This is a genomic window from Myxococcus sp. CA051A (genome assembly GCF_013336705.1).
Taxonomy (GTDB): Bacteria; Myxococcota; Myxococcia; order Myxococcales; family Myxococcaceae; genus Myxococcus; species Myxococcus llanfairpwllgwyngyllgogerychwyrndrobwllllantysiliogogogochensis.
In genome coordinates, this window is the sequence record NZ_JABUMS010000003.1 from 392,871 (window position 1) to 416,559 (window position 23,689).

At 70.0% G+C, this 23,689-nt stretch carries 17 protein-coding genes; 9 read left to right on the forward strand and 8 right to left on the reverse strand.

The annotated features are described in order from the left end of the window. Positions 1 to 207: 207 nt before the first annotated feature. The gene (locus tag HUA74_RS11595; RefSeq protein WP_174454603.1) at positions 208 to 1,398 is read left to right on the forward strand and encodes a hypothetical protein; all 1,191 of its coding nucleotides are present in this window, start codon (positions 208 to 210) and stop codon (positions 1,396 to 1,398) included. 24 nt (positions 1,399 to 1,422) lie between these two features. Here the strand turns inward: HUA74_RS11595 and HUA74_RS11600 are convergent, their stop codons facing one another. Genes HUA74_RS11600 through HUA74_RS11610 form a run of 3 tightly spaced genes read right to left on the reverse strand, consistent with a single transcriptional unit; the run spans position 1,423 to position 5,245 of the window. Continuing rightward, positions 1,423 to 3,972 (reverse strand): hypothetical protein, encoded by a 2,550-nt coding sequence (locus HUA74_RS11600; RefSeq protein WP_174454604.1) that lies wholly within the window; start codon positions 3,970 to 3,972, stop codon positions 1,423 to 1,425. Positions 3,973 to 3,995: 23 nt separating this feature from the next. Continuing rightward, positions 3,996 to 4,643, reverse strand: coding sequence for a peptidoglycan-binding protein (locus HUA74_RS11605; protein WP_174454605.1), 648 nt, complete (start codon positions 4,641 to 4,643; stop codon positions 3,996 to 3,998). Positions 4,644 to 4,675: 32 nt separating this feature from the next. Continuing rightward, positions 4,676 to 5,245, reverse strand: coding sequence for a carboxypeptidase-like regulatory domain-containing protein (locus HUA74_RS11610; protein ID WP_174454606.1), 570 nt, complete (start codon positions 5,243 to 5,245; stop codon positions 4,676 to 4,678). 447 nt (positions 5,246 to 5,692) lie between these two features. Here HUA74_RS11610 and HUA74_RS11615 point away from each other — a divergent pair, with 447 nt between their 5' ends. Beyond that, complete coding sequence (locus HUA74_RS11615; RefSeq protein WP_174454607.1) at positions 5,693 to 6,421, forward strand: double-CXXCG motif protein; 729 nt, start codon at positions 5,693 to 5,695, stop codon at positions 6,419 to 6,421. A gap of 19 nt (positions 6,422 to 6,440) precedes the next feature. On the opposite strand, the gene HUA74_RS11620 is transcribed toward HUA74_RS11615, so the two are convergent. Next, a complete protein-coding gene (locus tag HUA74_RS11620) occupies positions 6,441 to 7,829 on the reverse strand; it encodes a hypothetical protein (protein WP_174454608.1) in 1,389 nt (462 codons plus the stop codon). A 184-nt stretch (positions 7,830 to 8,013) separates the two neighbouring features. Between HUA74_RS11620 and HUA74_RS11625 the strand changes: the two genes are divergently transcribed. Then, positions 8,014 to 8,481, forward strand: a complete 468-nt coding sequence (locus HUA74_RS11625; RefSeq protein WP_174454609.1) for a hypothetical protein — start codon at positions 8,014 to 8,016, stop codon at positions 8,479 to 8,481. Positions 8,482 to 8,637: 156 nt separating this feature from the next. On the opposite strand, the gene HUA74_RS11630 is transcribed toward HUA74_RS11625, so the two are convergent. After that, the gene (locus HUA74_RS11630; protein ID WP_174454610.1) at positions 8,638 to 9,054 is read right to left on the reverse strand and encodes a hypothetical protein; all 417 of its coding nucleotides are present in this window, start codon (positions 9,052 to 9,054) and stop codon (positions 8,638 to 8,640) included. 207 nt (positions 9,055 to 9,261) lie between these two features. Here HUA74_RS11630 and HUA74_RS11635 point away from each other — a divergent pair, with 207 nt between their 5' ends. From HUA74_RS11635 to HUA74_RS11655, 5 genes are all read left to right on the forward strand, one after another. Beyond that, positions 9,262 to 12,345, forward strand: a complete 3,084-nt coding sequence (locus HUA74_RS11635; protein ID WP_174454611.1) for an aminotransferase class I/II-fold pyridoxal phosphate-dependent enzyme — start codon at positions 9,262 to 9,264, stop codon at positions 12,343 to 12,345. A 146-nt stretch (positions 12,346 to 12,491) separates the two neighbouring features. After that, positions 12,492 to 13,295 carry an ABC transporter ATP-binding protein gene (locus tag HUA74_RS11640; protein ID WP_174454612.1) on the forward strand — a complete coding sequence of 268 codons (804 nt, stop codon included), beginning with the start codon at positions 12,492 to 12,494 and terminating at the stop codon, positions 13,293 to 13,295. Positions 13,296 to 13,460: 165 nt separating this feature from the next. Then, positions 13,461 to 14,459 carry a class I SAM-dependent methyltransferase gene (locus tag HUA74_RS11645; RefSeq protein WP_141647116.1) on the forward strand — a complete coding sequence of 333 codons (999 nt, stop codon included), beginning with the start codon at positions 13,461 to 13,463 and terminating at the stop codon, positions 14,457 to 14,459. 68 nt (positions 14,460 to 14,527) lie between these two features. After that, positions 14,528 to 15,349 (forward strand): hypothetical protein, encoded by an 822-nt coding sequence (locus HUA74_RS11650; RefSeq protein ID WP_371746189.1) that lies wholly within the window; start codon positions 14,528 to 14,530, stop codon positions 15,347 to 15,349. 103 nt (positions 15,350 to 15,452) lie between these two features. Beyond that, on the forward strand, positions 15,453 to 16,829 hold the full coding sequence (locus HUA74_RS11655; RefSeq protein WP_174454613.1) for a wax ester/triacylglycerol synthase family O-acyltransferase: 1,377 nt from the start codon (positions 15,453 to 15,455) through the stop codon (positions 16,827 to 16,829). A gap of 9 nt (positions 16,830 to 16,838) precedes the next feature. Here HUA74_RS11655 and HUA74_RS11660 read toward each other — a convergent pair whose 3' ends face one another. Both HUA74_RS11660 and HUA74_RS11665 read right to left on the reverse strand, forming a co-directional pair. Then, positions 16,839 to 18,248: a sigma-54 dependent transcriptional regulator gene (locus HUA74_RS11660; RefSeq protein WP_174454614.1), complete on the reverse strand. Its 1,410-nt coding sequence runs from the start codon at positions 18,246 to 18,248 to the stop codon at positions 16,839 to 16,841. Next, on the reverse strand, positions 18,245 to 19,786 hold the full coding sequence (locus HUA74_RS11665) for a nitrogen regulation protein NR(II) (RefSeq protein WP_141647114.1): 1,542 nt from the start codon (positions 19,784 to 19,786) through the stop codon (positions 18,245 to 18,247). Before HUA74_RS11665 ends, HUA74_RS11660 begins: the two co-directional genes overlap by 4 nt. A gap of 237 nt (positions 19,787 to 20,023) precedes the next feature. Here HUA74_RS11665 and HUA74_RS11670 point away from each other — a divergent pair, with 237 nt between their 5' ends. Beyond that, positions 20,024 to 20,425, forward strand: a complete 402-nt coding sequence (locus HUA74_RS11670; protein ID WP_174454615.1) for a tetratricopeptide repeat protein — start codon at positions 20,024 to 20,026, stop codon at positions 20,423 to 20,425. A gap of 46 nt (positions 20,426 to 20,471) precedes the next feature. On the opposite strand, the gene HUA74_RS11675 is transcribed toward HUA74_RS11670, so the two are convergent. After that, positions 20,472 to 23,645 (reverse strand): HEAT repeat domain-containing protein, encoded by a 3,174-nt coding sequence (locus tag HUA74_RS11675; protein ID WP_174454616.1) that lies wholly within the window; start codon positions 23,643 to 23,645, stop codon positions 20,472 to 20,474. Between the last annotated feature and the right edge of the window lie 44 nt (positions 23,646 to 23,689).

Sequence of the window (23,689 nt, forward strand, 5' to 3'; positions counted from 1 at the left end):
CGCGCACCGGCACACTCGACGCGGGCGCGGTGCAGCGAATGAGGTGCCGCTGTCACCGACGTCAGCATCATCGTCACCATTGGCACTGCCCCGGATTCACGCCGTCCACGCGCATCGCCGTTCTTGTGAGGGTGCCGTACGATGGGCGGGAAAGGCCGCCGCTGAATGAAGGGCGGCGCCCGACGTCCAGAGCCCTGAGGAGCGTTCATGTCCGATGACAGCTGGAGGGGTGGCACGCGCTGGTGGGACCCGAGGGTCATCCTGGGCTGCGTCCTGCTGAGCACGGGGGCCTGGGGGCAGTCCGCCGAAGCGGGGAGGACGGAGGCCGGAGGGCTGGGCCCATCCGGCGCTCCCGATGCCGGGCAGACCGTTTCGGGCGGCCTGGGCCCATCCGAGCCCGCCGACGCGGGGCAGGCCGCTTCGGCCGCACCAGGCCCCGCGGAGACTCCCGACGCCGGGCCGTCGGATGCAAGGCGGGTGGAGGTGACGCTGCATGGCGTGTCCGTCACCGTGACGGCGTCATCGGTGCTGGTGGAAGGGAGGGAGCCCGGTCGCTATGGGCCGGCCAACCTGCTGGACGAGGACCCCGGCACCGTCTGGGCGGAAGGGGCGAAGGGCAGCGGAGCCGGGGAGTGGGTGGAGCTGAGCTTCCCACCGGACACGCCGGTGCATTCCTTCCTGGTGACGCCGGGCAACCCGAAGTCCGCGAAGCTCTACAAGGCCAACGCGCGTCCGAGGAAGGCGCGGCTGGAGTTGAAGCTCGCCGAGGGGCGCAAGCTGGACTACGTGCTGGACTTCCCCCGCGACTTCCCGGCGGGCGGGGCCATCTACGTCCATTACCGGCGCCAGTTCGCCGTGAAGTCCGCGCGGCTGACGGTGCTGACGGTATGGCCTGGGAGTAGGTACCGCGACCTGTGCCTGGGTGGCTTCGTCCCGGTGTTCCGAGGGCCCGAAGAGCGCTTCTTGCCGACGTTCCTGGGGACGCACCGCGAGCTGGCGCCCACCTTGGCGGAGTTCATGGCCAAGCCGAACCTGGTGTTCAAGCTTCTACCGCCTGAAAAAAGCGGGGTACCGGCTCGGCTGCGCGCCTACTCGCGGGTGCCCCACAACGGGCCGCTGCCCCCGCCCGAGGAGGAGTTCAACATGCATCACCTTACGAGCGGGTGGAGTCGCTTTAGCCAAGACCTTGCCGGGAATACCGCCGGCGCGAGCGTGCAGAATGAGCTGTTCCGTCTCGTCCCGGCGCCCGGCGCAAAGGGCTATGTGTTCGACCCCATCGCTCCTCCGAAGAGACCGGACTCGTTCTCCAACTTCCGGGTCCACTGGGCACGTGTCGAGGACGGGTGGTACGTCGTAGGGGTGGATGTGCTGTACCGGGAGCAGACCGCCGATGATTGAGTCTCTAGCGGTCCGGGGGCAGGGTTACTTGGGTGCGCCGGCCGAGGGGGGAGGGGGCTTGTCCTTCTTCCCTGCTGACTTGGAGGGAGCCTGCTTCTTGGGCTTGGGGGATGGAGGTGGCGGGAGGGGCGCATCCTCGGGGAAAAGCGCATTCCAGTCCCGGCCACCCAGCTTCGACACGAAGGCTTCCATGTTGGCCCGGGTTGTCTCGGCGAGCATGTAGTCGAACCTGAAGCCGCACGCGCCGAAGTCACAGGGCTCAAGGCCATCCTTCAGGTACCTCGCGTGCCTTCCATTGATCTGCAGGGTGTGTTGGGCCTTCGCCCAGGCGTCCTTTGTCTCCGTGAGCTTCGTCCGCAGGTTCTCCAGGCCTGTTTCGATGGCCATTTTGAAGGTCTTTTCCAGTGTCTTCTCGAAAGCCCTGGCTTCCTTCGGCACTGGGGGCGGGCCCTCGACGGCTTTCTGGACATCCTCCTCGGGGAGCAGCGCGGCGAGCACCTTTTGTCGCGTGTAACTCTTCAAGAGCGCGAAGTTCTCGGGGGTCTCGTACTTCTTGTTCAGGAAGACCTTCAAGAAGGTCGCTCGCACCTCCTTGTCGAAGTCCTTGTAGGAACGGCTCTCATCCAGGAGCTTCTCGACCGCCACCACGAAAAGTGGGTCGGGTGCGGGCTGTGGAACGACGGCCTTCGGGTCGGGCGCTGCGGGTGATGCGGCGGCCCCGGGCTCCGGTGGTGGTGTCTCGGTGAGGGGAGGGGGAGGCGGGGGCGGGGTGAATGCCACGATGATTGCGTCGCTAGCAGGCCGGGCGAAGACACTGGGACACTTGCCGATGAACTCCGTCATCTTCGGGCCGATGGCCGTCTCGACGTCCTGCACCGTGAGCTTCTCGCAACAGCTCGCCTTGCGAGACGGGCAGTGCGCACGCTTGGACAGCATGGCCATCCGCATGAAGTCACGGAAATCATCGGGCGAGCGGAAGACCTGACACCCCTCGGAGAAGTCGTTCACCTCGCGTCCCCGTCTCCAGGAGCCGTTCTCTCCGTCGACTGAGTAGTGGATGTTGGTGGCGCCGGCGGTGCCGAAGACGACAAGCACCTCGCACTCCGTCAGTCGCAGGGTCCTGGGTGGAGGAGGGGGCGCCGGCTCGGCGGGAAGTCCCGGAGCGTTGGTGAGGACCGGAGGCGTGGGGACCACGGTTGACGCAGGGGGCATGGCGGGAGGGGGCGCCGGCTCGGCGGGAAGTCCCGGAGCGCTGGTGAGGACCGGGGGCGTGGAGACCACGGTTGACGCAGGGGGCTTGGCGGGAGGAGGAGGTGGGGCCTGGAAGACGAGTTGGAGGCCCACCTTCATGGGCGCCTCGTCATCCTCCACCACCTCCAGGCGGGACACCTGATTGTCTTCCGCCTCGAAGTTCTGCGTCTCCGCGCCGCTGGCGTCCTCGAGCCGGATGAGCCTCTCGCTGGCGTCAATCTTTCGCTTCACCTTCAACGCTTCGGAGCCGTTGACCCACGCGTCGAGCGTCTCCCAAGCCTGCTTCTTCCGCTGCTCCGCCACTGGCGCCTCGTAGTGCTCGACGGTCCATGCCTTGAGCTTCTTCGCCACCGCCAGCGCCAGTGCCGCCTTCTGCTTGCCCGTCTTCTTCGGCAGCTTCTTGCCCAGCTCCTCCTCGATTCTCTCCCGCGCCTCCGTCTGGACTTCGGGTTCCTTCCGGATGAGCTCTGCTCGAATCCCTTCGTCTGTCCCCTTGTCGTGCGCGGCCTGCGCGGCGTTCAGGAAGTCGGAGACGGGAAAGCGCCGCCGGGCGGGGATGGAGGGCGCGGCGAACTGGAGCGCGGCGTAGGAGGTGGGCGGGTTGCTCGCGCCCTTGTGGAGACCCACCCGGTAATACCCGGTGTAGATGCCGGGGGCGATGGCCCCCACGTCGTTCGGGAGCAGGGTGGAGTTGTCGAAGTCGGGGAGCGTGTTGCCCTTGTCGTCCTTCAGGGCGGGCTTGTCCTTGTCATAGCCGGGCTCGGTGGTGATGGGCAGGACGGCCACCCGCCAGTGCTTGCACTGCGGACACGAGACATCCACGCCGGGATGGGGCCAGTGCTTCGGGACCGGCCACTCCGTCTCCGCGAGCACGGCATCCACATACGCCTGCGCGTCCTTCAGGTTCTCCGCGCGGAGCCCCTCGGCTTCGAGGACGGTCTTCTCTCCTTCCTTCAACAGGGCCGGGTCGTAGAGCACGACGAGCAGGTCGTCGAACCGGTTGGACAGGGAGCGCTCCCGGCGCAGGCCCACGAGCTGGAGCGTGAGCGGGTTCGTCCGCGCCAACTCCAGCTCCTCGTCATCCTGCAGGTGGAACCGTTGGTTGCCCGGGTCGAGCTCCTTCTGGTTCCGCAGGCTCTCGCTCGCGAACTGCTTCAGCAGGCCCACCGCGCAGTCCGGGCACTTCGTCTCACTCAGCGTCGCATGATGCGCCCGGCGCTCCGGCGCCGTCGCCACGGCCGCCTTCTTGGGCTTGTCCTGCTTCGGAGCGGCCTGCGTGGGCGCGTCCTTCGCGGTCTCCTTCTTCACGGCCTTGGCTGCCATCGGTACCTCTCACGCAAAGGGGTTCAGCTCCCGTGCAGCTCCTCGAGCCGCCGCAGGGTCTCCACGTCCAGGTGGCCGGTGACTTCCAGGCCGCCGCGGTGCTGGAAGGCGCGAATGGCGCTGCGAAGCCCCAGCGTCATCTTCCCCGTCGGCTCCAGCGCATAGCCCAGGTTGATGAGCCGGGACTCCGCGCCGCGGACACCGTGGTCAGGGGTGTCCCTCATGGGACGCAGGGTGCCCAGCGCGAGTTCCCAGGACAGGCCCTCGCACTCCAGCTCCACCTGGCTGACGGTGAAGGGGACCTTCGCCTCGAGGAAGCCCTCGTCATCCGTACTGCCTTCGATGACCTCCTGCTCGAAGGTGAGCAGGTAGGGCATTCCGGAGCGCGGTGCCCCCTCCGCGTCCTTCAGGGCGAGCCGCAGGTGCCGCTCCCCCACCTTGAGGGTGAAGCGGTGGGCCCTTCCGGTGGAGACGTTGGGCTTGTTCTTCGGGGCGCTCACCTCCGGAATGACGACGGTGTCCCCCGGGTAGAGCACGTTGGGGTTGGGGCGCTTCTCGCGCAGCTCCGCGTTGTCCGGGTGTTCGTAGAGGCGCTTGAAGTCCGCGAAGCCATGGCGTCGCGCGATGAGCAGGAGGCATTCGCCCTGCGTGACGATGTGGGTGGTGGGCATCTCCCCCTCCTCGAGCCTTGTCGAATGGTAGTTCATCTCCAACTGCTTCCGTCCAGGTCGGGGAAGGAGACCTGGCACTGCCCCGGATTCACGCCGTCCACGCGGGCGTAGCCGTTCTTGTTGAGGGTGCCCTCTCGAGTGGTGCCGTCCGGCAGCGTCACCATGTAGTGCGCGTTGGGGACGGGCTTGCCCCCTTCGTCCGTCAACTCGATGACCAGCCATGTCGGCTCCTCGATGGACGCCTCCGCGGACTTCTGGATGAACGTATCCGGCCAGGGTGGGGGCACGAGCACGGGGCGCTCCACCTCCAGCGCCACCAGCTCGCCGCGGGTGAAGGCGTCGGCGAGCCGCTGCTTGAGGCGCCGCTCGTACTGGCCGCGCTCCAGTCGGGACTGCCCCAGTGGCGGGCCGCCGCCGAGCGCCTCGTCCATGGCATGCAGCGTGCGCGCCGTGGGCGTCGTCAGCCAGTGGTCGAGAGCGGACGTGACGAAGACGTCCGGCACCTGGTTCCGTTGCGCCTCGCGGCTGGCGGATGGGACGACGACCCAGTCCGAGCCTCGGGCCGGAAACGTCCACCGGCGTTCCCTACTTGGTTGCGACATGACAGCGACCCCCCATCCGCCGGAGGGTACTTGCTGGGACTGACCTGAGGCACCCCTCACTTGATACCGAAGGCTTCGCGGAAAACGGGCTGCTCGCGAATCAGTGGTCGCAACGGGGCCTCAGGCATCATGGCAGGCTGGCCGCAGGGACCACGCCCCGCGTCGCCAGTGAAAGCGACAAGACCCTCTCGGCATGCAGGTCGTCCCCGACGAGTCCGTCGAGGAAGGCATGCACCTTCTTTTCATTGATGGGGGGAGTTCTCACCCGGTACGTGGTGTCGAGGGTGCCCTGCTTTTCGCTCGAACCGGCCGACCTGCGGCGTCCTCGCCAGCTTGCCAAATGAGGGGATGCCTCAGATCGTGCCCTACTACGGGCATCCCATTGCGCCACCGGGGCCCCAGCTTTTCACGGACCCCTGAGCCGTGACCCGAGGTCGGCGAGAGCGAATGAAGTACTTCCGAGTCGAGCAAGACCTGTCGTCGCGCTACTCAGGCGAGCTGAACGCCACGCATCGGTGGGGACTCCCGGGCGTGGAGCCCTGCCCGTTGTGCGGCCTGAGCGGCGCAACGCTGGGTCTCGAATACCCGTGCGTTGACCTGTCGAGTCTTCCACCTGCGGAGCAGGAGCGGTTGTCTGACCCGTCTCCTGTCCCCTTGGATGAACTCAAGCGGTTGCGTGAGCTGGTGCGCCCGCTGGCTCCCGTGAATGCGGTGCTCGATGCCGGAACGGAGCTGGGGCCATTGACGGGAACAGGCTCGGGAAGCTTCGGCCCGTTCTTCCTGCCCGCAAGCTGGTCCCTGTGCATTCGAGAGGACGCGCTGGTCCGGCTCCGCGAGGCGGGCGCTCGGGGGCTCCAGGGGAGCGAGGTCTCGGTGCGCTTCAGGACGAAGAGCCCACCGATGCTGCTGAACCTGCAACTGGATGTGCAGGGCCGGTTTCATCCCGACGCTTTGACCTGGACGCGAAAGCCGCCGTGTCCTCGATGCGGCATCAGTGACGCGGAGGGGCCCCTTCCAGCGCCCATCGCTCTCGACGCGGCGACGCTTCCAGTGGACGTGGACCTGTTCCGGCTGGCGGATGCCCCGGGCATCATCATCGCCACGGAGCAACTGGTGGATGCGGCAACACGGTTGTCGCTGGACGGCGCCGTGTTCCGGGGCGTGGAGGCGCGTTAGCCGCCGTCCCTGCCGCGCATTACTTCGACTCCGGCAGCGTCCAGTCGAAGACGAAGCGGTGGGCGCCTCCAGGCGCGCTGTCCATCCAGCCCGTGATTCGCTCACTGCGCGCCAGCAGCGGGCCCAGCTCCGAGCTGACAGCGAAGAGCGCGGCGAGCTGCTCGTCCGACAGCACGTCCGACAGCGACACCTGGGAGAGTCCCCGCGCGAGCAGCTTCGGGTCCAACGTGAACTCCGCCGCGCGCTCCTGCTTCGCCGTCGTCTCCGGCAGCGCCGCCATCGTCGCCTGCATCACCGTCTCGTCGTTGCCCACCACCAGGTGCTTGCCCTTCTGTCGCACGAGCACGCTGCCGCCCTTCACCGTGAGCGCCCAGCCGTCCTCCAGCGCCTTCGCCCCGGGCAACGTGCCCAGCGGCGCCAGCGCGCTCTTCACCGCCGCCGCGTTCTTCACCTCCGCCGCCAACGCCTGCTTCACGGCGAAGAAGCGCGCCTCCCGCGTCCGCAGCGAACCACGCACCTGCACGTTGCTCATGTTCACCAACATGTTCCCCGTGAGCTGCTTCGCCACGGCGTCCGCCGAGGCCTGCACCTGCTCCTTGGGACATGTCGGGCAGAGGGCCTGGATGCTCGCGCGCAGCGAGCCCACGGCCTGCGACACTCCCGCCGGCGCCACCGCCACGCGCGAGAACAGCAACCCCTCCGGCTTCATCGCCCCATAGGGACTGTTGCTCTTGGCCTGGAACGGCGGCAGCGGCAGCTTCATCGCCGTGCCATCCACCTTCAGCCCGCTCGCCGTGCCATCCAACCCCACCACCGTCCCGCCCGTGGCGAGGAACGCGACCCCAGCGACCTTGCTCAGTCGCGCATCCGGCGCGGGCGCCTTGCCCACCAGCTTCACGGACTCCTTCAACAACACGGCGCCACCTTCATCCGTGGCCCCGAAGGCGCAGACCTCCTGCCCCTTGAGCGCGTAGCCCATCGCCCCGCCCGCGGCGCGCGTCGTGCTCACCGTCGTCACACCCTTCGACGTGACGGGCTTCGCCTCCGCGCCTCCCGCCTCCGTCATGGCCTCCGCCGCCTTCTGCTGGAACACCTTCGCGTCCGACACCCGCATGCAGGACACGCGGCCGTCCTCGCGCAGCGACACCGTGGCCGGCCCCGTCGCATCCAGGCCCACCGCCGTGAGCGTCTCCGGACGCGTGGGGTCGATGGTGAGGAAGGGGTGCAGCTCCGCGCGCCACGCCGAGGGACGCAGCAGCGCGGCGTGCGTGCCCGCGCGCTCCAGGAAGGCGGAGAGCCCCGTCAACGCATCCAGCTTGGGAACGTGGACGACCGTCTGGGCCGACGCGGCGGAGCGAGGAGCAGGAGCAGCCGCCAGCGTGGCGGCGAGGACGAGCGAGGAGAACATGTCCCCCGTGAGAACAGCGCTCCTCCACCCCTGTCAAGACACTCGCGCGCTCACGCGGGCCGGAACAGGGCGGGCCCCCAGCCTAACGGCCAGTGGTGGACGATGGCCCCCCTGGTGACGGTGCGTTTCCGGCGTGCCTGCTCGCCTGGCTTGATGTCGCGGCGGGCCCCGCTAACGTGGGCTCATGTCCCTTCGTTGGCGCGTGGGTGTCGTCGGCTGGCTGAGCATCATCGTGGCTCAAGGGTGCGCTCATTCGACTCCGACCGAGGTGTCGTCCTCCGCGAGTCCCAGGGCCTCCACGACTTCCCTCGTGCCCGCTTCAGCGCGCATCGAGAGTCTGGGCCTGGGGCTCAGTGAGTCCACGAAAGGACGCCGCGAGGACCAGAACTGCGCCGACTTCGTGCTCACGGAACCGCAGGTCCGCGCTTTCTTCGCGCAGTCGCGCGAAGTCACCTGGCGGGAGATTCACGACTCGGAGGACCTGGGCTTCGCGCCCTGTCTCGTCACCGGGCGGCTCGTCTTCGAGGACGGGCAGCAGGTTCGCTTCGCAATCAACCCGTTCCTGGTCGCGACCCTGAGCTACTCGGATGACAGCACTCGCTTGCTGGCCTGCGAGGGCGCCTGTGCCCAGAGCGTGCTCGGTCCTCCGTGAGTCAGCCTGGAAGTCGCTCGGGTCGCTCGTCCACTGGAGCCTCTTCGTAAAGCGCCGGTGGAGCAGAGGCGCGAAAGCCAGTCCGCCCCGCTGCTCCACCGGTCCCCCCTCCCGTCCTCTTCGTCGAGCGAAGACGGGAATGTCTCGTGTGCTGCGCTACAGCCGGCCGATGTTGGCCCACTCCGTCATCCGCTCCGCCAGGTCCTCGGCGTTGCGGCGCAGGTGCGCCAGCTGGAGCATCTGGTCATCCGACTCCGCCAGCGTCATGCGCCGCATCAGCAGATCCGCGAAACGCACCACCTGCGCGATGCTGATGCAGTCGGCGTCCTCCGCCGCCCCGGCGAAGCGCGCGACCTCCGCGTCCACCTCCAACTGCTCGTCCAGCAGCGCCTTCACCAGCGCCGAGCGCGACACCGGCGTCTCGAACTCCTCCGGATTGCGAAGCTGACGCCGCCAGGGCTGCGACTCCCAGCGGACACGCACGGGGTCTCGGAGGACCCGGTTTCGTATCGGCTGAGCGCTCATCATCCCCTGCATGCCGGGCCTGGCCGGCGACCAGAAGCTGAGTTCCATCAGTGCCCCCTCTCCACTACGGGGTCTGTCCACAAGCGTGACCGAGTTCATCGTCTCCAGCCGTCCCTTCCCGTTCCAACCCACCCACCGCATCCCTATTACGGCCGAGGGCTCAAAACTTGATTGGAGCCACGGCGCCAAAGGGTTGCGTTCGCACGCCACGGGTGCGTTGACACAGGGCGGTGAGCCCGGGACAGTCCGCGCGCCATGCCGACCTATCCCTCCTCCCCCCGAGAGGCCTTCCACCTGTTGCGCGCCCTGTCGGAGGACCTGGGGCACCCGGAGCGGCGCGCCCGGGCCCGGGTGGAGCTGCGCGAGCTGGCGGAGCTGTCGCGCGAGCAGCCCGAGTCGGCCCCCCTGCGGCTGGTGACGGTGACGGTGGTGGCGGGCGCGTCCCAGGAGCGCCTGGAGCTCTTCCTGCTCCCCTCCATCTTCGCGCCCGAATCCTGGGCCTATACCTTCATGGAAGGGCTGCTCAGCGTTCCCTTGGACGAGTACGCCGGCAAGCGACTGGTGGAGGTGGGCGCGGGCTCGGGGTGGATCTGCATCGCGCTGGCGAAGTTCACCCGGCTGGCGCACATCCACGGCGCGGACCTCAACCCGCACTCGCCCGTCGTGGCGCGTTGCAACGCGTGGCTCAACGGCGACGAGTCGCTCGTGTCCCGCCTCTCCTTCGCGGAGAGCGACCTGCTGCGCGGCGTGCCCGCGGAGCCCGCGTGGGACTTCGTGGTGGGCTGCATCCCCCAGGTGCTGCGCACGGAGGAGCTGCCCGGCGAGCTGTCTCAGGCGGATGAGCAGGCGCTATACGACCTCTCCAACTACTGCACGTTGCAGAACGTGTACGAGGACCACTTCGGCCTGGGGCTCATCGCCCGGCTGCTCGACGAGGCCCCGGAGCGACTGGCGCCCACGGGCAAGCTGCTGCTCAACCTGGCGGGCCGTCCGGGTCGCCCCATCATCGAGCGCATGTTCACCCGGCGCGGCTTCACCACGCGGGTGCGGGTGGCTCGGCGGGTGCGGCAGGCGGCGGACACGGACATCCGTCCGCTGGTGGCGCTGGAGCAGCGCACGGGGCGCGAGTTCGAGTTCTTCATGGAGGCTCGCAGTCCGGAGCCGCTGCGCGCGGCCACGGCGCTGGGCTGGCTCCAGTCCGGGAACGCGGTGTGGCACGAGGTGGCCGTCTGGGAGGCGCACCTGTCGCGCCCGCGCGAGACGCTGGCCCTGCGTCAGTCCCTGCGCGAGCTGGGCATCCCAACGCTTCAGGAAGAGCTGGACCTGGGCGCCGCGTCGCCCGAGCAGCTCGGCTTTGTCTCCGCGCTGTCGCAGCGGCTGGCGAAGGGGCCGCTGTTGCCGTACGCGCACGAGGCCGGAGATGTGTCGTTCCGAGGCCAGGTGGTGCGCTACCTGGAGCGCTACTTCGGCCTGCGGCTCGCGGAGGAGGAGCTGTTCGTCGCGCCCGAGCGGGAGCAGGCGGTGTACTCGCTGCTGCTCGCCACGTGTGACGTGGGCGACGAGGTGCTGGTGTCGCGCAACCTCCATCCGCTCTACGCGCGGGCGTTGGAGAAGGCGGGCGTGCGCGCCACGGTGACTCACACGACGCTGGAGGAGATTCGCCGGCTGTTGTCCGCGTTCGACGTGAAGATGGTGCTGCTCACGGTGGAGAAGGGCGAGCGCACCAACCTCTCCGTGCTGCGCGACATCATCGCGGAGGCGGCGCGGCGGGGTATCTGGGTGGTGCTGGACGAGAGCGCCTTCTTCAACATCACCGGTGAGGTGGAGCCGCTCACGCTGTTCGAGTTCCTGGCGCGAGAGCCGTATTCGCCCAACCTCGTCGTGCTCTACGGCCTGGTGAAGAACGCGGTGTGGCCGGACCTGGAGCTGACGCTGCTGCTCCCCGTGCCGGAGCCGCTGCGCGGAGACCTGGAGGTGGCGGCGGAGGTGACGTACTCGCGCATCAGCACGCTGGCGCAGTGGTTCTATGAGCGCACGTTCGCGGACCTGCTGTCGTTCCGCATCTCCTTCGCGGAGCCGGAGCCGCCCGGGCCGCGCCGCGCGCCGGTGGCTCCGTTGCCGCGCTCCTCGCGCGTCCATGCGCTGGCGGGCTTCCCCGCCTTCGCGCCCAAGGTGTTCCGCGAGGACGACGCGGAGCTGGTGCGGTTGGACTACGGAGAGAATGAAGGCCCGTTGCCGCAGCCGCTGGTGGAGGGGCTCATCGCCGCCGCCGCCGCGCCGCGCGAGACGGGCGCGCAGACGGGATTGTCCGAGGCGGTGGCGGCCTTCCTCCTGGAGACGCGCGCCGCGCGGTATTCGCCCGAAGAGCTGGTCATGGCGCCGGGCGTCTGGCCGCTCATCCATCACCTGGGTGTGGCCCTGCGCAAACGTCTGGGGCGAGCCCCTCGCGTCTTCGTGGTGACGCCCTGTTACGGCGTGCTGCCGCCGACGTTCGTCTCGGCGGGGTGCGAGGTGGAGCAGGGGACGCTGGCGGAGTTGCTGGCGCGACGAGGCCAGGGCGCGAGTGGTCCGGACGCCGTGGTCATCTCCCAGCCGTCCAACCCCACGGGCGTCTACGTGGCGCGCGAGGAGCTGGTGGCGCTGGCCAACTACGTGGTGGAGCAGCGGTGCCTGCTCGTGTCCGATGAAATCTTCGGACTGGTCAACCTCACCAGCCCCACGGCGGAGACGGTGCACAGCCCGGTGACGCTGGAGGGCGCGGTTCCCGGCGTGGGCGCGCGCACCGTGGTGCTGGGTGGTTTGTCCAAGGAGTTCGCCGCCGGAGGGCTGCGCGTGGGGTGGCTGGCCACGCGAGACAGGGCGCTGGCCGCGGCGATGAGGGAAGGGGGCCCAGGGGTGTTGCACCTCGTCACGGCTCGCGCGGCTGCGTACCTGTACGCGGCCTATGCACGCAGCCCGGATGGACAGCTCCTCTATGGAGCGCGGCACCGCTCGCTGCGGACCTTCCTGACGAAGATGCGGCGCGAGCTGGCGGAGAAGCGCGAGCTGCTGGTGCAAGCGCTGCCCGTGGACGGGCGCTCGGACACGGGAGACACGGGGGGGCTCTTCCTCGCGCCTCGCATGACGTCCTGGCTGGGACGCGAGGTGGACGGCGAGAAGCTCACGCCGGAGAACCTGCCGCGCATCGTGTACGAGCACACGCACGTGGTGCTCAACGGCGGGCCCTGGTGCTCCGACCCCGAGCGTGTGCGCGCCGTGTTCTCCATTCCCCGGGAGAAGCTGGTGAAGGCGTGCGAGCGACTGAAGGCGTTCGGCGCGAAGCTCCTCGCTGGCGACTGAGTCCTTCCGCTTCCCGTTGTGTCGAGTGGGGAGCGTCCTTCCCAGACTGGAAGGTGGCTCGCGGCGAGGGACGTGGGCGGCGACACTGCCCGCTCCTGACGCCGCGCCCGGTCCTCCCGGGTGTCGGCGGCACGGGGGGCGAGACAATGAGCGAGCCTGCGCCGCGCGCGGTCATCGAGCTGGTGGACGTGCACAAGTCCTTCGGCCCGCAGCAGGTGCTGCGCGGAGTCGACCTGGTGGTGCGCGAAGGCACGACCTGCGTGCTGATGGGCGTGTCCGGCTCCGGCAAGTCCGTGCTGATGAAGCACGTCGACGGCTTGCTGTCGCCAGACCGGGGCACCGTGCGCGTGGACGGCGAGAACCTCGCGGACCTGGACACGCAAGGCATGGCGCGCGTGCGTCGGAAGCTGGGCATCCTGTTTCAAGGAGGAGCCCTCTTCGACTCGCTCAATGTCGAGGACAACGTGGCCTTCCCCCTGCGGGAGCTCACCCGACTCCCTGAGCGCGAGGTGCGCGCGCGGGTAGGCCGCGTGCTGGCATTGGTGGGACTTGAGGACGCCGCGACGCAACTGCCCGCGGAGCTGTCCGGCGGCATGCTCAAGCGCGCCGCCTTCGCCCGCGCCATCGTCATGGAGCCGCGCATCCTCCTCTACGACGACCCCACCGCGGGGCTGGACCCGCTGAAGACGCAGTCCGTGGCGGAGGTCATCCTCACCGGCAAACACCAACTGCACGCCACGTCCCTCGTCATCTCCCCGGACGTGGCCACCGCGTTCCAGGTGGGCGACAGCCTGGCCCTGCTGCACGAGGGCCGCATCGTCGAGCACACGACACCCGAGGCCTTCCGGGACTCGCGCCACCCCGCCGTTCGCGCCTTCCTTCACGACTGGCTCGCGCGCCGCTCCCGACATGCGGGCCCCTCCAGCGCGGACGCCCCCATCCCTGGCTGACGCGCTCTGTTCGCTGCTGAACCCGAATGCCTGTTCAAGCGGGGACAGAGACCCAGCCCCTTCGCTGGATGGGCCGGAGCATGGGTTGTCCCGCATGGTTGGTAATCCCGGTTCCGGGGGGCTGCCTGGAGCACGGTGGATTCGACTCACATCTCGGGGGGTGTCATGCCCAATCTGCTCGACCTGCCTCGGCAGGCGTTGATGGACCTTCGTTCTCGCTTGAGCCACCTGCCACTGATGTCCCAGCTGCCGCTGCGCAACGTGGTGCCGGACAGCCTGTCGCTGTCGAGTCCCACTCCGCAAGACTCGGCGCTGGCGGACCCGGCACGGGTGTTGGCCTGGCAGAAGGCGTGTGAGCGTTATGTGAAGCCCGGCCAGGTGGTGATGGACGTGTGCTCGGGGACGGGGCTGCGCACCTTCCTGGCGGCGAGCCGACATCCCCGGCGGCTGTACGCGGTGGATGGCTCGCGACTGCTGGACACCGCGCAGTGGGTGGCGAGGCGCAACGGGCTGGAGCACATCGACTTCGTGCGCTCGCACCCGTGGAACTTCCAGGCCCCGGAGAAGGTGGACGTGCTGCTGCACGACCTCCTGGGCGAGGCCCTCTTCGACGCGGGCCTGGTGCCGAGGATGTTGGACCTGCGCTCCCGGCTGCTGCGGCCCGGCGGGCGCATCCTGCCCAACCGCTTCGAGGTCTTCATCGAGCCGGTGCAGCTTCGCGACGAGGCGTGCCTGCCCTTCATCTGGAGCCAGCGCTTCCCCAGCGTGGACTACAGCTGCCTGCAGACGCTGCGCGAGGCGATGAACCCGTCGTACTTCACGCGCGTCGTCCGCTCGTACGAGGTGGACCACCTGCTGTGTGACCCGGAGCCCGCGTTCGCCTTCGACCTGGAGACGATGGCGGCGGATGGGCTGCCGCACCGCGTGCGCTTCGAGCGCCCCGTGATGGAGGAGGGGCGCGTGGATGGCTTCTGCCTCTTCTACAAGGTGGCCTTCGACGCGGAGCTGTCCTTCACGGTGTCGCCGCTGCGCGGACAGAACCCCGCGGGCATGACGCTGCTGCGCGTGGACCCCCGTGAGTTCGCTCGCTACGAGACACTCGCCTTCGAGCTGGAGCTGGTGGACCCCGGGGATGTGCGCACCTGGCGCTGGCACTTCTGCTGAGGGCCCAGGCAGGCATTGCTCTCGGGTGGACAGCCCACCCGACGCGAGGGCTTCGCCCCGAAGGGGCCGTGCCTAGTTTGCTCCACGGCATGCGCTCCTTTCGTGGGTTCTTCTTCCTGGCGAGTCTGTTGGGCTTCTCCTTCTCCGCGCTGGCACAGGGGGCTTCCGAGCGTCCTCGCACCGTGGCGGGTGTCTGTGGCAGCGCCAACTGGGTGTGCGTGGCCGAGTGCATCGAGCCCGAATGCGTGGACCGGTGTCTGCGCGAGGGCTGTGAGCAGGCGTTGGACCGACTCAAGTCCTGCACCTTGAAGGCGGGGTGTGCGGAAGACGACACCCAGTGCGCGGCGCGCACGTGCGGCCCCACGTGTCAGCGTGCCTTCGAGCCCGCGCCTCCGAGTCCGGAGAAGGAGCTGAAGGACCCCTGCCAGGGCCAGACGGGCTCGACGAAAACCGTGCCCGGCAAGCTGGTGGGAGAGTGGCGGCTGACCGCGGCCAGCCTGCCCGAAATCACGGACGGAGGCTTCACGCGCATCGAGCCCCAGCCCCGCGCCGACTATGCGCGCACGCTGCGAATCACTCCCGAGGGGTGCTTCGTGCTGCGCACCGCGCTGAAGGACGCGACGCTGGGACAGGGCAACGCGCTGGTCGTTCGCGCCTGGGGCATGGTGGAGGTACTGGGTGAGCACCACGTGAAGCTCCTGGCCCGGGACGGCCAGGCCGTGGGGCCGGTCTGCGGCGCCAAACGGGTCATCCCCCTGGCACGCTCGAAGGTGAAGTTCCGGGGCGGCTCGTACCGGTGGGACTTCGAGCAGGGCGCGCTCACGCTGACGCTGGATGATGCGACGAAGCAGACCTTCCAGTTCGAGCGCGAAGAGGGCGTGGCGCCGTAGCGCCCCTGAAAGTCCACCCACCACGCGAGTCCAACCTGCGCCATCATGGCGTGTCCCGGAGTCCTGGGACGCGGTCTGAGCGCACAGGGAGGCACGCGAGGCGATGGCGACACAGGAGCGGATGGCGAGCGTGGATGCGCTGTGGTTCCACATGGAGGAGCCCGCCAATCTGATGATGATTACGGCGGTCCTCTTCTTCGAGGGCCGGGTGGACTTCGAGCGCCTGCGCACGGAGACCCGCACGCGACTGGTGGACCGCTACCCGCGCTTCCGACAGCGCGTGGTGCTGGGACGGTTGGGCCTTCCTCAGTGGGAAGATGCGCCGGACTTCGACCTCGACGCGCACCTGCTGCGCCTGCCTGTCCCCGCGCCCGGAGACCGCGCAGCGCAAGAGGCGCTGGTGAGCGAGTGGATGAGCACGCCGTTGGAGCGCTCGCGGCCCCTGTGGCAGTTCCACGTGCTCGAGGGCGCGCAGGGCGGAGACATCCTGCTGGCGCGGCTGCACCACTGCATCTCCGACGGCATCGCCCTGGCGCGCCTGTTGTTGTCGCTCACGGATGGCGACGCGACGAACACCGAGCCTCCGCGCGAGCACACGCGGGCTTCGTCGGGCGGGCTTGCGCGGTGGGTGCGCGGCGCGCGCGCGGCGGCGGGGACGGCGCGGACGGTGTTGCGCAAGGGCGCGGAGCTGGCGGCCGAGCCCATCCTGGCCGGAGACCTGCTGCGACAGGGGGCGCTCAGCGCGGCGGCGCTCGGCAAGCTGATGGTGATTACTCCGGACCCGCGCACGCCGCTGCGAGGGCCGCTGGGGACACAGAAGCGCGCGGCGTGGTCCTCGCCCATTCCGTTGGAGCGCGTGAAGGTCGTGGGCCGTGCGCTGGGCGGCACGGTGAATGACGTGCTGCTGGCGGTGCTGACGGGCGCGCTGCGGCGCTACCTGGAGGCTCGCAACGTTCCTCCCGAGGACCTGCATGCGCTGGTGCCCGTGAACCTGCGGCCGATGGATGAGCCGGTGCCTCGCGAGCTGGGCAATCGCTTCGGTCTGGTGTTCCTGCGCCTGCCCGTACACATCGAGGACCCGCGTCGTCGGCTGCACGAGTTGTCGCGGCGCATGGGCCTGGTGAAGAAGTCACCGGAGGCGGTGGTGACCTTCGGCGCGCTGGGGTTGTTGGGGTACACGCCGGCCCCGGTGGAGCGGGCGGTGGTGGATGCCTTCGGCACGAAGGCCTCGCTGGTGGCGACGAATGTGCCCGGCCCCCGACAGCCGGTGTCCCTGGCGGGCGTGACGCTGCGAGAGCTGACGTTCTGGGTGCCGCAGGCGGGGCACCTCGGGCTGGGCGTGAGTCTCTTCAGCTACGCGGGCCAGGTGACGGTGGGCGTGGCCGCGGATGTCCTCCGCGTCCCCGACCCGCATGTGCTCATCCAGAACTTCCACGAGGAGCTGGATTCGCTGAGCGAGGCCGCCGCCCAGCAGGCGTGAGCCGGTGGGCTACACCAGCCCGTGCTCCTCCAGCTTGTTGTAGAGCGTCCGACGGCTGATGCCGAGCAGCCGCGCCGCCAGCGTGCGGTTGTCTCCCGCGCGCTTCAGCGCATCCACCATGGCCTGTCGCTCCGTGTCCTTGCGCTGGGACTCCAGCGTGCGTCCAGACTCGGCGCCCGCGGGCTGCGCGCTCGAAGTCGTAGGCAGGGCCGTGGTGCCCTGGGAAGGCGTGAGGACGGGGGCGGAGAGTCCGGGCTGGCGAGCCAGCTCGCGCGAGACGTCTTCACCCGTCAGCGTCTGTCCATCCGAGAGCACCACCAGCCGCTCCAGGAAGTTCTGGAGCTGGCGCACGTTGCCCGGCCAGGGCTGGGCTTGAATCACCGCGAGCCCGTCGGCGGTGAGCGTGAAGGGCGGCTTCCCGTTCGTCCGCGCATGGACGTCCAGGAAGTGTCGCGCCAGGGGTTCGATGTCCTCGGGCCGCTCGCGCAGGGCGGGCAGCCAGAGCGGCACCACGTTGAGTCGGTAGAAGAGGTCCTCGCGGAAGCGCCCCGCCTTCACCAGGTCCTCGAGCGGCTGGTGCGTGGCGGCCACGAAGCGAACGTCCACCTTCACCGTCTGCGTGCCGCCCAGTCGCTCCAGCTCGCGCTCCTGGATGACTCGCAGCAGCTTCACCTGCACGGCGGGCGAGATGTCTCCCACTTCGTCCAGGAACAGCGTGCCCCCGTGGGCCAGCTCCACGCGGCCCGGCTTGCGCGTGGCCGCCCCGGTGAAGGCACCCTTCTCGTAGCCGAACAGCTCGCTCTCCAGCAGCGTGTCCGGGAGCGCCGCGCAGTGCAGCTTCACGAAGGGGCCCGCATGTCGCGGACTGCCGTCATGCACCGCCTTCGCCGCCAGCTCCTTGCCGGTGCCCGACTCGCCCCGCAGCAGCACGGTGGCCATGCCCGTGGCTGCCTTCGCCAGCAAGGCCTGGGCCTCCGCCATCTTCTGGCTGCCACCGACGAAGGCGCTGGGGGTCCGCAGCGGCTCGTGCGCCGCCTCGCCCTGCGCTCGCAGCAGCGCCTTGCGGATGGTGAAGAGAATCTCTTCCCGGTCGAAGGGCTTGAGCACGAAGTCCGCCGCGCCCGCCTTCATCGCCTCCACCGCCAGCGGCACGGTGCCGTGCGCGGTGAGCAGGATGACGGGGACGTCGGGCCAGCCCTTCGCCACCTCGTTCAAGAGCTGCATCCCGTCCATGCCCGGCATGCGCACGTCGCTCACCACCACGTCCACGGGCTTGCGCTCCAGCATGGCGAGCGCTTCCTTCCCGTCGCGCGCCGCGTGCGTCGTCAGCCCCGCCTGGGACAGCAGCGCTCCCAGCACCTTGGCCACCGCCGGGTCGTCGTCCACCAGCAGCACGGTCCCCTTCAACGCCTCGCTCACGCGGCTTCTCCTTCAGTCCCACTCCCGACCTGCCGGACTTCCATCGGCAGGCTCAGGCGCACCACCGTACCGTGCCCCTCGCGGCTTGTCAGACTCACCGTGCCGCCATGTGCCTCCACCACCCGCCGCACGAAGGCCAGGCCAAGCCCGCTGCCCGCGGCCTTGGTGGTGAAGAAGTCGTCGAAGGCGCGCTCGCGGGTGCGCACGTCCATGCCTTCGCCCGTGTCCTCCACCTCCACCGCCACGCCGGGGCCGTCCCGCAGGGTGCGCACCGTGAGGGTTCCACCTCCGGGCATGGCCTCGACGCCATTGCGCACCAGGTTCTCCACGGCGTTGGCCAGCAGGTCGGCGTCTCCGGAGCAGGGTGGCAGGCCCGCCTCCAGCTCGCGGACGATGGAGACCTGACCTGGACTCGCGAAGGCCTGGAGCGACAGGACGCCCTCCACCAGCCGCCCCAGGTCCACGGGGTGGGGGAGGGGTTCGACGCGTGCCAGCCGCTGGTACGTGTCCACCACGCGGCCCAGCCGCTCCACCTGCTCCAGCATCAGGTCCAGGAACTCACCGTGGCTGGCCCACGACTGGCCCCGCGCGTGCTCTTCCTTGAGGTACTGCGCGGCGCCCTTCAGCGCGGCGATGGGGTTCTTCAAGTCGTGCGCCATCTGCGCGGAGAAGCGGCCCAGCGTGGCCAGGCGCTCCATGCGCTCGGCGCGCGTGACGAACGCGGTGACACCTCGGCGCGTGGCGGCCAGCAGCGCGAAGGTGATGGCCGTGGTGAACACGACGAGGGCGCCGACCTGCGCGGCGAAGAGGCGGAAGACGGTGAGGTACGCCAGCACGCCCACGCCCGCGAGGGCCGCCGCGTGCAGGGCCATGCGCGGAGCGCCTTCTCCCTGGTCTCGACCGAAGAGTCCGAAGCGCAGCGACGCCGTGGCCATCACCGGCAGGCCCAGGAGCGTGCCCAGGCTGCCCAGGCGAGGCACCTGCCGCAGGCCCAGCTCCACCGCGAGCTCCGTCAGCAGCAGGGCCACCACCAGCGTCAGGCCGAGCACCATCAGCCCCGCGCGGGCCCGCTCGTCGGAGTGACGTGCTTCGCGCAGGTGGAAGCCGAGCAGCGCGAAGCCGGCACTGAGCGGCGGTGCCACCAGCACGGTGACGAAGATGCCGAAGCGCAACGTCAACAGCCGCGCCGCCAGCGAGGGCGCCCCCAGCGACGCGAGCATCGTCATCGCCAGGGCGCCGAAGATGGCGTAGGTGCCGAACATGGCCCAGGCCGAGCGGCGACGTCGTCCCACGAAGGCGAGGGCGAAGTGCAGGGTGCACGGCACCGTCATCAGCGCGGCGGCGAAGCCCACCAGCCTCCATCCCGGCTCGCCCGAACGCTCGAGCGCGAAGCCGGTGAAGTTCCAGGTGGAGAGCGCGATGGACAGCAGGGACAGGGGCAGCGCCAACGGGCTGCGCCCCACGCGCGCGAGCGCCAGTCCCGCGAGCGCGAGCTGCCCGGCGCAGGCGATGATGCTGATCCACATCCCGCTCGTCATGACGCTCTGTCTCGTGCCCGTGTCACGGACGTCAGCATAGTCCGGGATGGCGGTCGGCTCGGAGCGGGCAGGCGTCCTGGCTCCGAGTCGATTCCGTGTTCGTCACGGGTGCGGGGCCACCCGAGCACGTCCTGGCTCCTGGTCGCGGAGCCCGCGCCCACACGTCATGCCCGAGACGCCGAGCACGTCCTGCGGCAGGGCTTCCCACTCGATGCCCGTATTGATGAGGAGAATGTCATGGTGAATGACGAGAACCCCCTTCGTACCGCGTCCGCTCTCGCCCAGGCAGGCAGGACGGCCGAGGCCATCGCTTGCCTGGAATCCGCGCTGGCTCGGACTCGGCCGGACAAGGAAAGGCCCGCCAATGCATCCATCCTGGCTCGAACAGCGGGCCTCCTCTGCGAGGAAGTCGGAAGGCTTTCGCAGGCAGCGCTCTACTACGAAGAAGCAGTTGCTACCGCGGAAGGCGAGCCACTCCTGCTGCTCGCCCTGGCGGACGTCCGCTGGCGGTCAGGTCAAGCGGACAGCGCGCGTTCGTGCCTGGCAAGAGCCGAGTCCATGGCTCAGTCCTCCGCTGATGCCGATGCCGTGAAAATGGTCGCCAACCTCCGCGCGCGGTGGGCGAACGAGGACCGTTGAGCAGCTCTCGCTCCTCCGGTCTCCCTGCCTGTTTTGTCAGGCACTCTCAGAGCATGCCGAGCCGGCGCGCGTTGGCCGGGTCCACCGCCGCGGCTTCCCAGCGCCGCGCGGCCACTTCGCGCTCCGCCTCGGGGGCGTCCGCGTAGTAGCCGAGCGTGTCGTTGAGCGCGCGGCTCAGCTCCTCGATGGCGGCGAGGCGCACGTCGAGCTCACGGTGGCGCAGCGCGGTGATGAGCCAGTCCGCGCGGCGGCGGCTGCGGTTCTCCAGCCACCACGTCGCCCACTGCTTCGGGCTGAGGCCCAGCGGCATGCGCGTCACTTCACGCAGCGCCTCCGCCGCGGCCTGGGCGCACATCTCGTCGTCGCTGCTCGTGAGCTGGATGAGGCCCTCGACGGCCTCGCGGTCATGCAGGCTGCCCAGCGCCCTCGCGGCCAGCGCACGACGCATCATGTCCCGGCTGGTGAGCTCCTGGCGCAGCTCACGCAGCGCCGCGTCCAGGCGGGGCAACTGCTTGAGCGCGGCGGCGGCCACGCGCGCGGCGCTGGAGATGTCCGGCTCCAGGTCGAACAGCCCGCGCAGCACGCCATCCACCAGCTCCACGTAGGGCAGGTTGCCCGCCGTGAGCAGCGCGAAGTAGCGCGTGTCCGCGTCCTGCGAATCCAGCAGCGGCGACAGGGCCTGCGCCGCCGGACGCCCCAGGCGCGACAGCGCGGCGGGAATCGGTCCCAGCTCGTCCGCCTCGGGCAGCTCGACGACGGGCAGCCGGCTCCAGGCAGTGGGGCCGGGGAAGTGCTGGGCGAGCACGCGGGCGCTGGCCTCGGGCGAGCGCGCCAGCTCCACCATCGCGTTGGAGCGCTGCGCGGCGTCCGGGCCGGTGAGTCGGCGCAGCAGCGGCGCGAAGTCCGGAGGCGGGCGCTCCTCCTGCGACTGCGCGCGAGGCGGCAACGCGGCGGCGCGGCCCATGGTGCCGGAGGTGCCTCGGCCGAAGAAGGGGCCCCAGCCCAGTCCCGCCACCACCGCGGGCGCGGGAACCGGAGCGGCGGCGACCGGCACGTCCACGTCGATGGAGATGTCCTCTTCCGGCGCGCGCGGCTCCGCGGTGACGCGCTGCTTGCGGAACAGGATGAGCTCCTGGAAGGCCGAGGACAGGTCCTGGCAGAACAGGATGTAGTCCGACAGCCGGCGCTGGCTCATCGGCTTCTGGCCGCAATCCCCGTAGAGGATGGCCACCAGCCGACCCTTCACCTCCACCGGGTACAGGAACACGGTGCGCGGCGTCTGCCGACCGAACAGCTCCAGGTAGTGTCGGGTGAGCGCGTCCGGAGGCAACGGGCCCGCGTAGCTTCCCCGCGTCACGGCCACGGTGCGGAAGACGCTGCTCGCGTCGAGCGGCACGGACACCTGGGCGAGCCCTTCACCCGTCATGCCCTCGCCACGACCGTCCCAGCCCACCGCCGCGCCACGCAGCACGGCGAAGGCCGCCACATAGTCGAACGTGCGCCGGCCGAAGCGCAGCGCCACATCCATCAGCCGGTCGCGGTCCTTGGTGGACTCCTTCAGCGCCGCGCGCGCCTGGGCCAGCGTCCAGTCCGGAACGTCCTGGCTGGAGGGCGAGGCGGGCGGCCGTGCTTCCGGCTCGGCCTGACGAGGACGCGCCTGCGCCGGAGCGGACGGCTTGCCCGGGTTGGGGAAGACGATGAACGCGGGCTCATTCGAGCGCGGCGGCTGGAGCGGAACGGGGGCGTCCGGACGCGTTCCCGACAGCGGAGAGCCGAAGCGGAGCGTGGGCGGCGGAAGAGCGTCGGCTGCGGACTGCTGCGCGGGAGGGCCCGGTGGCCAGACCTGGGGCGCCGTACCGGGCTGCGCGGGCGGCGCCGGGGGCCACACCTGAGGGGCTCCCGTCTGCGCTCCAGCGGGATTCGTCGCCGGGCGGGTAGCGGGCTGCGCGCCAGTGGGCGGCGCCGTCGCGGGACGGGTCGAGGGCTGCGAGGTGTCGGCGGGGCGCGTCGCGAACTGCGCGACGTCTGCGGGACGAGAGGCGGGCTGCGCGCCATCGGCGAGACGCGAACCAGGCTGCGCGACGTCTGCGGGACGAGAGGCGGGCTTCGCGCTGTCAGCGGGACGAGAGGCGGGCTGCGCGCCGTCGGCGGGGCGAGAGGCGGGCTGCGCGCCGTCGGCGGGGCGAGAGGCGGGCTGGGCGCCGTCGGCGGGACGCGCGGGCTGCGCGGTCGGAGGCGCCGCGACGGACGGGGCCGCTGGTGTCGTGGTGGAGGCGACACGCGTCGAGGGCGTGGTCTCCGTGGTTCGGGTCGGCGGCGCGACAGGGGCCGTCGCCGGGGCGCCTCGCGGCCCCGGTGCTCCGGCGGGCGGCGTCGCGGTGAGGACGGGCGGCTGGGCCGGTGCGCCGACGGATGGCCGGGTCGGTGCGCCCATGGGGGGCGTCGCGGTGAGGACGGGGGGCTGGGCCGGACGTGTGTCGGGCCTCGACGGCGTCGCCGTGGCGGGGTGCTCGGCCGCCGGCATGTTCAGGCGCAGGGGCGCCCGGACGAACGCGGGAGGCGGTGCGGCCGCCGTGTCGGGCGGAGGCGGCGGCGGAGGCCGCTGGGACGCGGGCGGCGCCTTCGGCGTGGGCCTCGCCTCGGTGGTCAGGGGCTCTCGCGCCACCGAACGGGCCAGCCGCTCCACCATCTCCACCGTGAGGGACTCATCCGGCGGAGGAGGCGGCGGGGGCGTGACGGGAAGCTGCTTCTCGGGGTCCAGCGCGGCGACGAGCTGGACGAAGCGCGGTGCCAGGGGCTGGCGGTAGATGGTGGAAATCCACTCGCGGATTCGCACCTCGGCGGCCACCCACAGCTCGAGCGGCCTGCCCAACAGGAAGCCGACCTCGTCGAGCTCCTTCTTCGGCACCGGATACGCGCAGGCGACGTGCAGCGTCTGCCCATCCAGGGAGAGCGGCACCACGCTGAGCCGCTCGGCGATTTTCGGCGGGATGAAGGAGGCGACCTCGGCGTTCGGCTCGAAGTCGACCAGGTTCACCGGTCTGAAGCCGGCGACGTCCCCGAGCAGCGCGAGTACATCCGTCTCGCTCACCAGGCCCTGCTCCAGCAACACCGTGTCCAGGTGCCCGCCCTGAGCCTGCTGTATTCGCAACAACTCTCCCGCCTTCTCCTGGGAAAGGAGCGTGCGGGAGACGAGAAGCTGGGCGAGGCGGGCGGGCATGTAGGCGCGGCATCTTACGGCCGCGGCCGCAAGGCACAATGAAG

Excerpts from the sequence above, each read along its gene's own strand:
- HUA74_RS11595 (WP_174454603.1), top strand. The coding sequence starts at position 208 with ATGTCCGATGACAGCTGGAGGGGTGGCACGCGCTGGTGGGACCCGAGG.
- HUA74_RS11600 (WP_174454604.1), bottom strand. The coding sequence starts at position 3,972 with ATGGCAGCCAAGGCCGTGAAGAAGGAGACCGCGAAGGACGCGCCCACG.
- HUA74_RS11605 (WP_174454605.1), bottom strand. The coding sequence starts at position 4,643 with ATGCCCACCACCCACATCGTCACGCAGGGCGAATGCCTCCTGCTCATC.
- HUA74_RS11610 (WP_174454606.1), bottom strand. The coding sequence starts at position 5,245 with ATGTCGCAACCAAGTAGGGAACGCCGGTGGACGTTTCCGGCCCGAGGC.
- HUA74_RS11615 (WP_174454607.1), top strand. The coding sequence starts at position 5,693 with ATGAAGTACTTCCGAGTCGAGCAAGACCTGTCGTCGCGCTACTCAGGC.
- HUA74_RS11620 (WP_174454608.1), bottom strand. The coding sequence starts at position 7,829 with ATGTTCTCCTCGCTCGTCCTCGCCGCCACGCTGGCGGCTGCTCCTGCT.
- HUA74_RS11625 (WP_174454609.1), top strand. The coding sequence starts at position 8,014 with ATGTCCCTTCGTTGGCGCGTGGGTGTCGTCGGCTGGCTGAGCATCATC.
- HUA74_RS11630 (WP_174454610.1), bottom strand. The coding sequence starts at position 9,054 with ATGGAACTCAGCTTCTGGTCGCCGGCCAGGCCCGGCATGCAGGGGATG.
- HUA74_RS11635 (WP_174454611.1), top strand. The coding sequence starts at position 9,262 with ATGCCGACCTATCCCTCCTCCCCCCGAGAGGCCTTCCACCTGTTGCGC.
- HUA74_RS11640 (WP_174454612.1), top strand. The coding sequence starts at position 12,492 with ATGAGCGAGCCTGCGCCGCGCGCGGTCATCGAGCTGGTGGACGTGCAC.
- HUA74_RS11645 (WP_141647116.1), top strand. The coding sequence starts at position 13,461 with ATGCCCAATCTGCTCGACCTGCCTCGGCAGGCGTTGATGGACCTTCGT.
- HUA74_RS11655 (WP_174454613.1), top strand. The coding sequence starts at position 15,453 with ATGGCGACACAGGAGCGGATGGCGAGCGTGGATGCGCTGTGGTTCCAC.
- HUA74_RS11665 (WP_141647114.1), bottom strand. The coding sequence starts at position 19,786 with ATGACGAGCGGGATGTGGATCAGCATCATCGCCTGCGCCGGGCAGCTC.
- HUA74_RS11670 (WP_174454615.1), top strand. The coding sequence starts at position 20,024 with ATGGTGAATGACGAGAACCCCCTTCGTACCGCGTCCGCTCTCGCCCAG.
- HUA74_RS11675 (WP_174454616.1), bottom strand. The coding sequence starts at position 23,645 with ATGCCCGCCCGCCTCGCCCAGCTTCTCGTCTCCCGCACGCTCCTTTCC.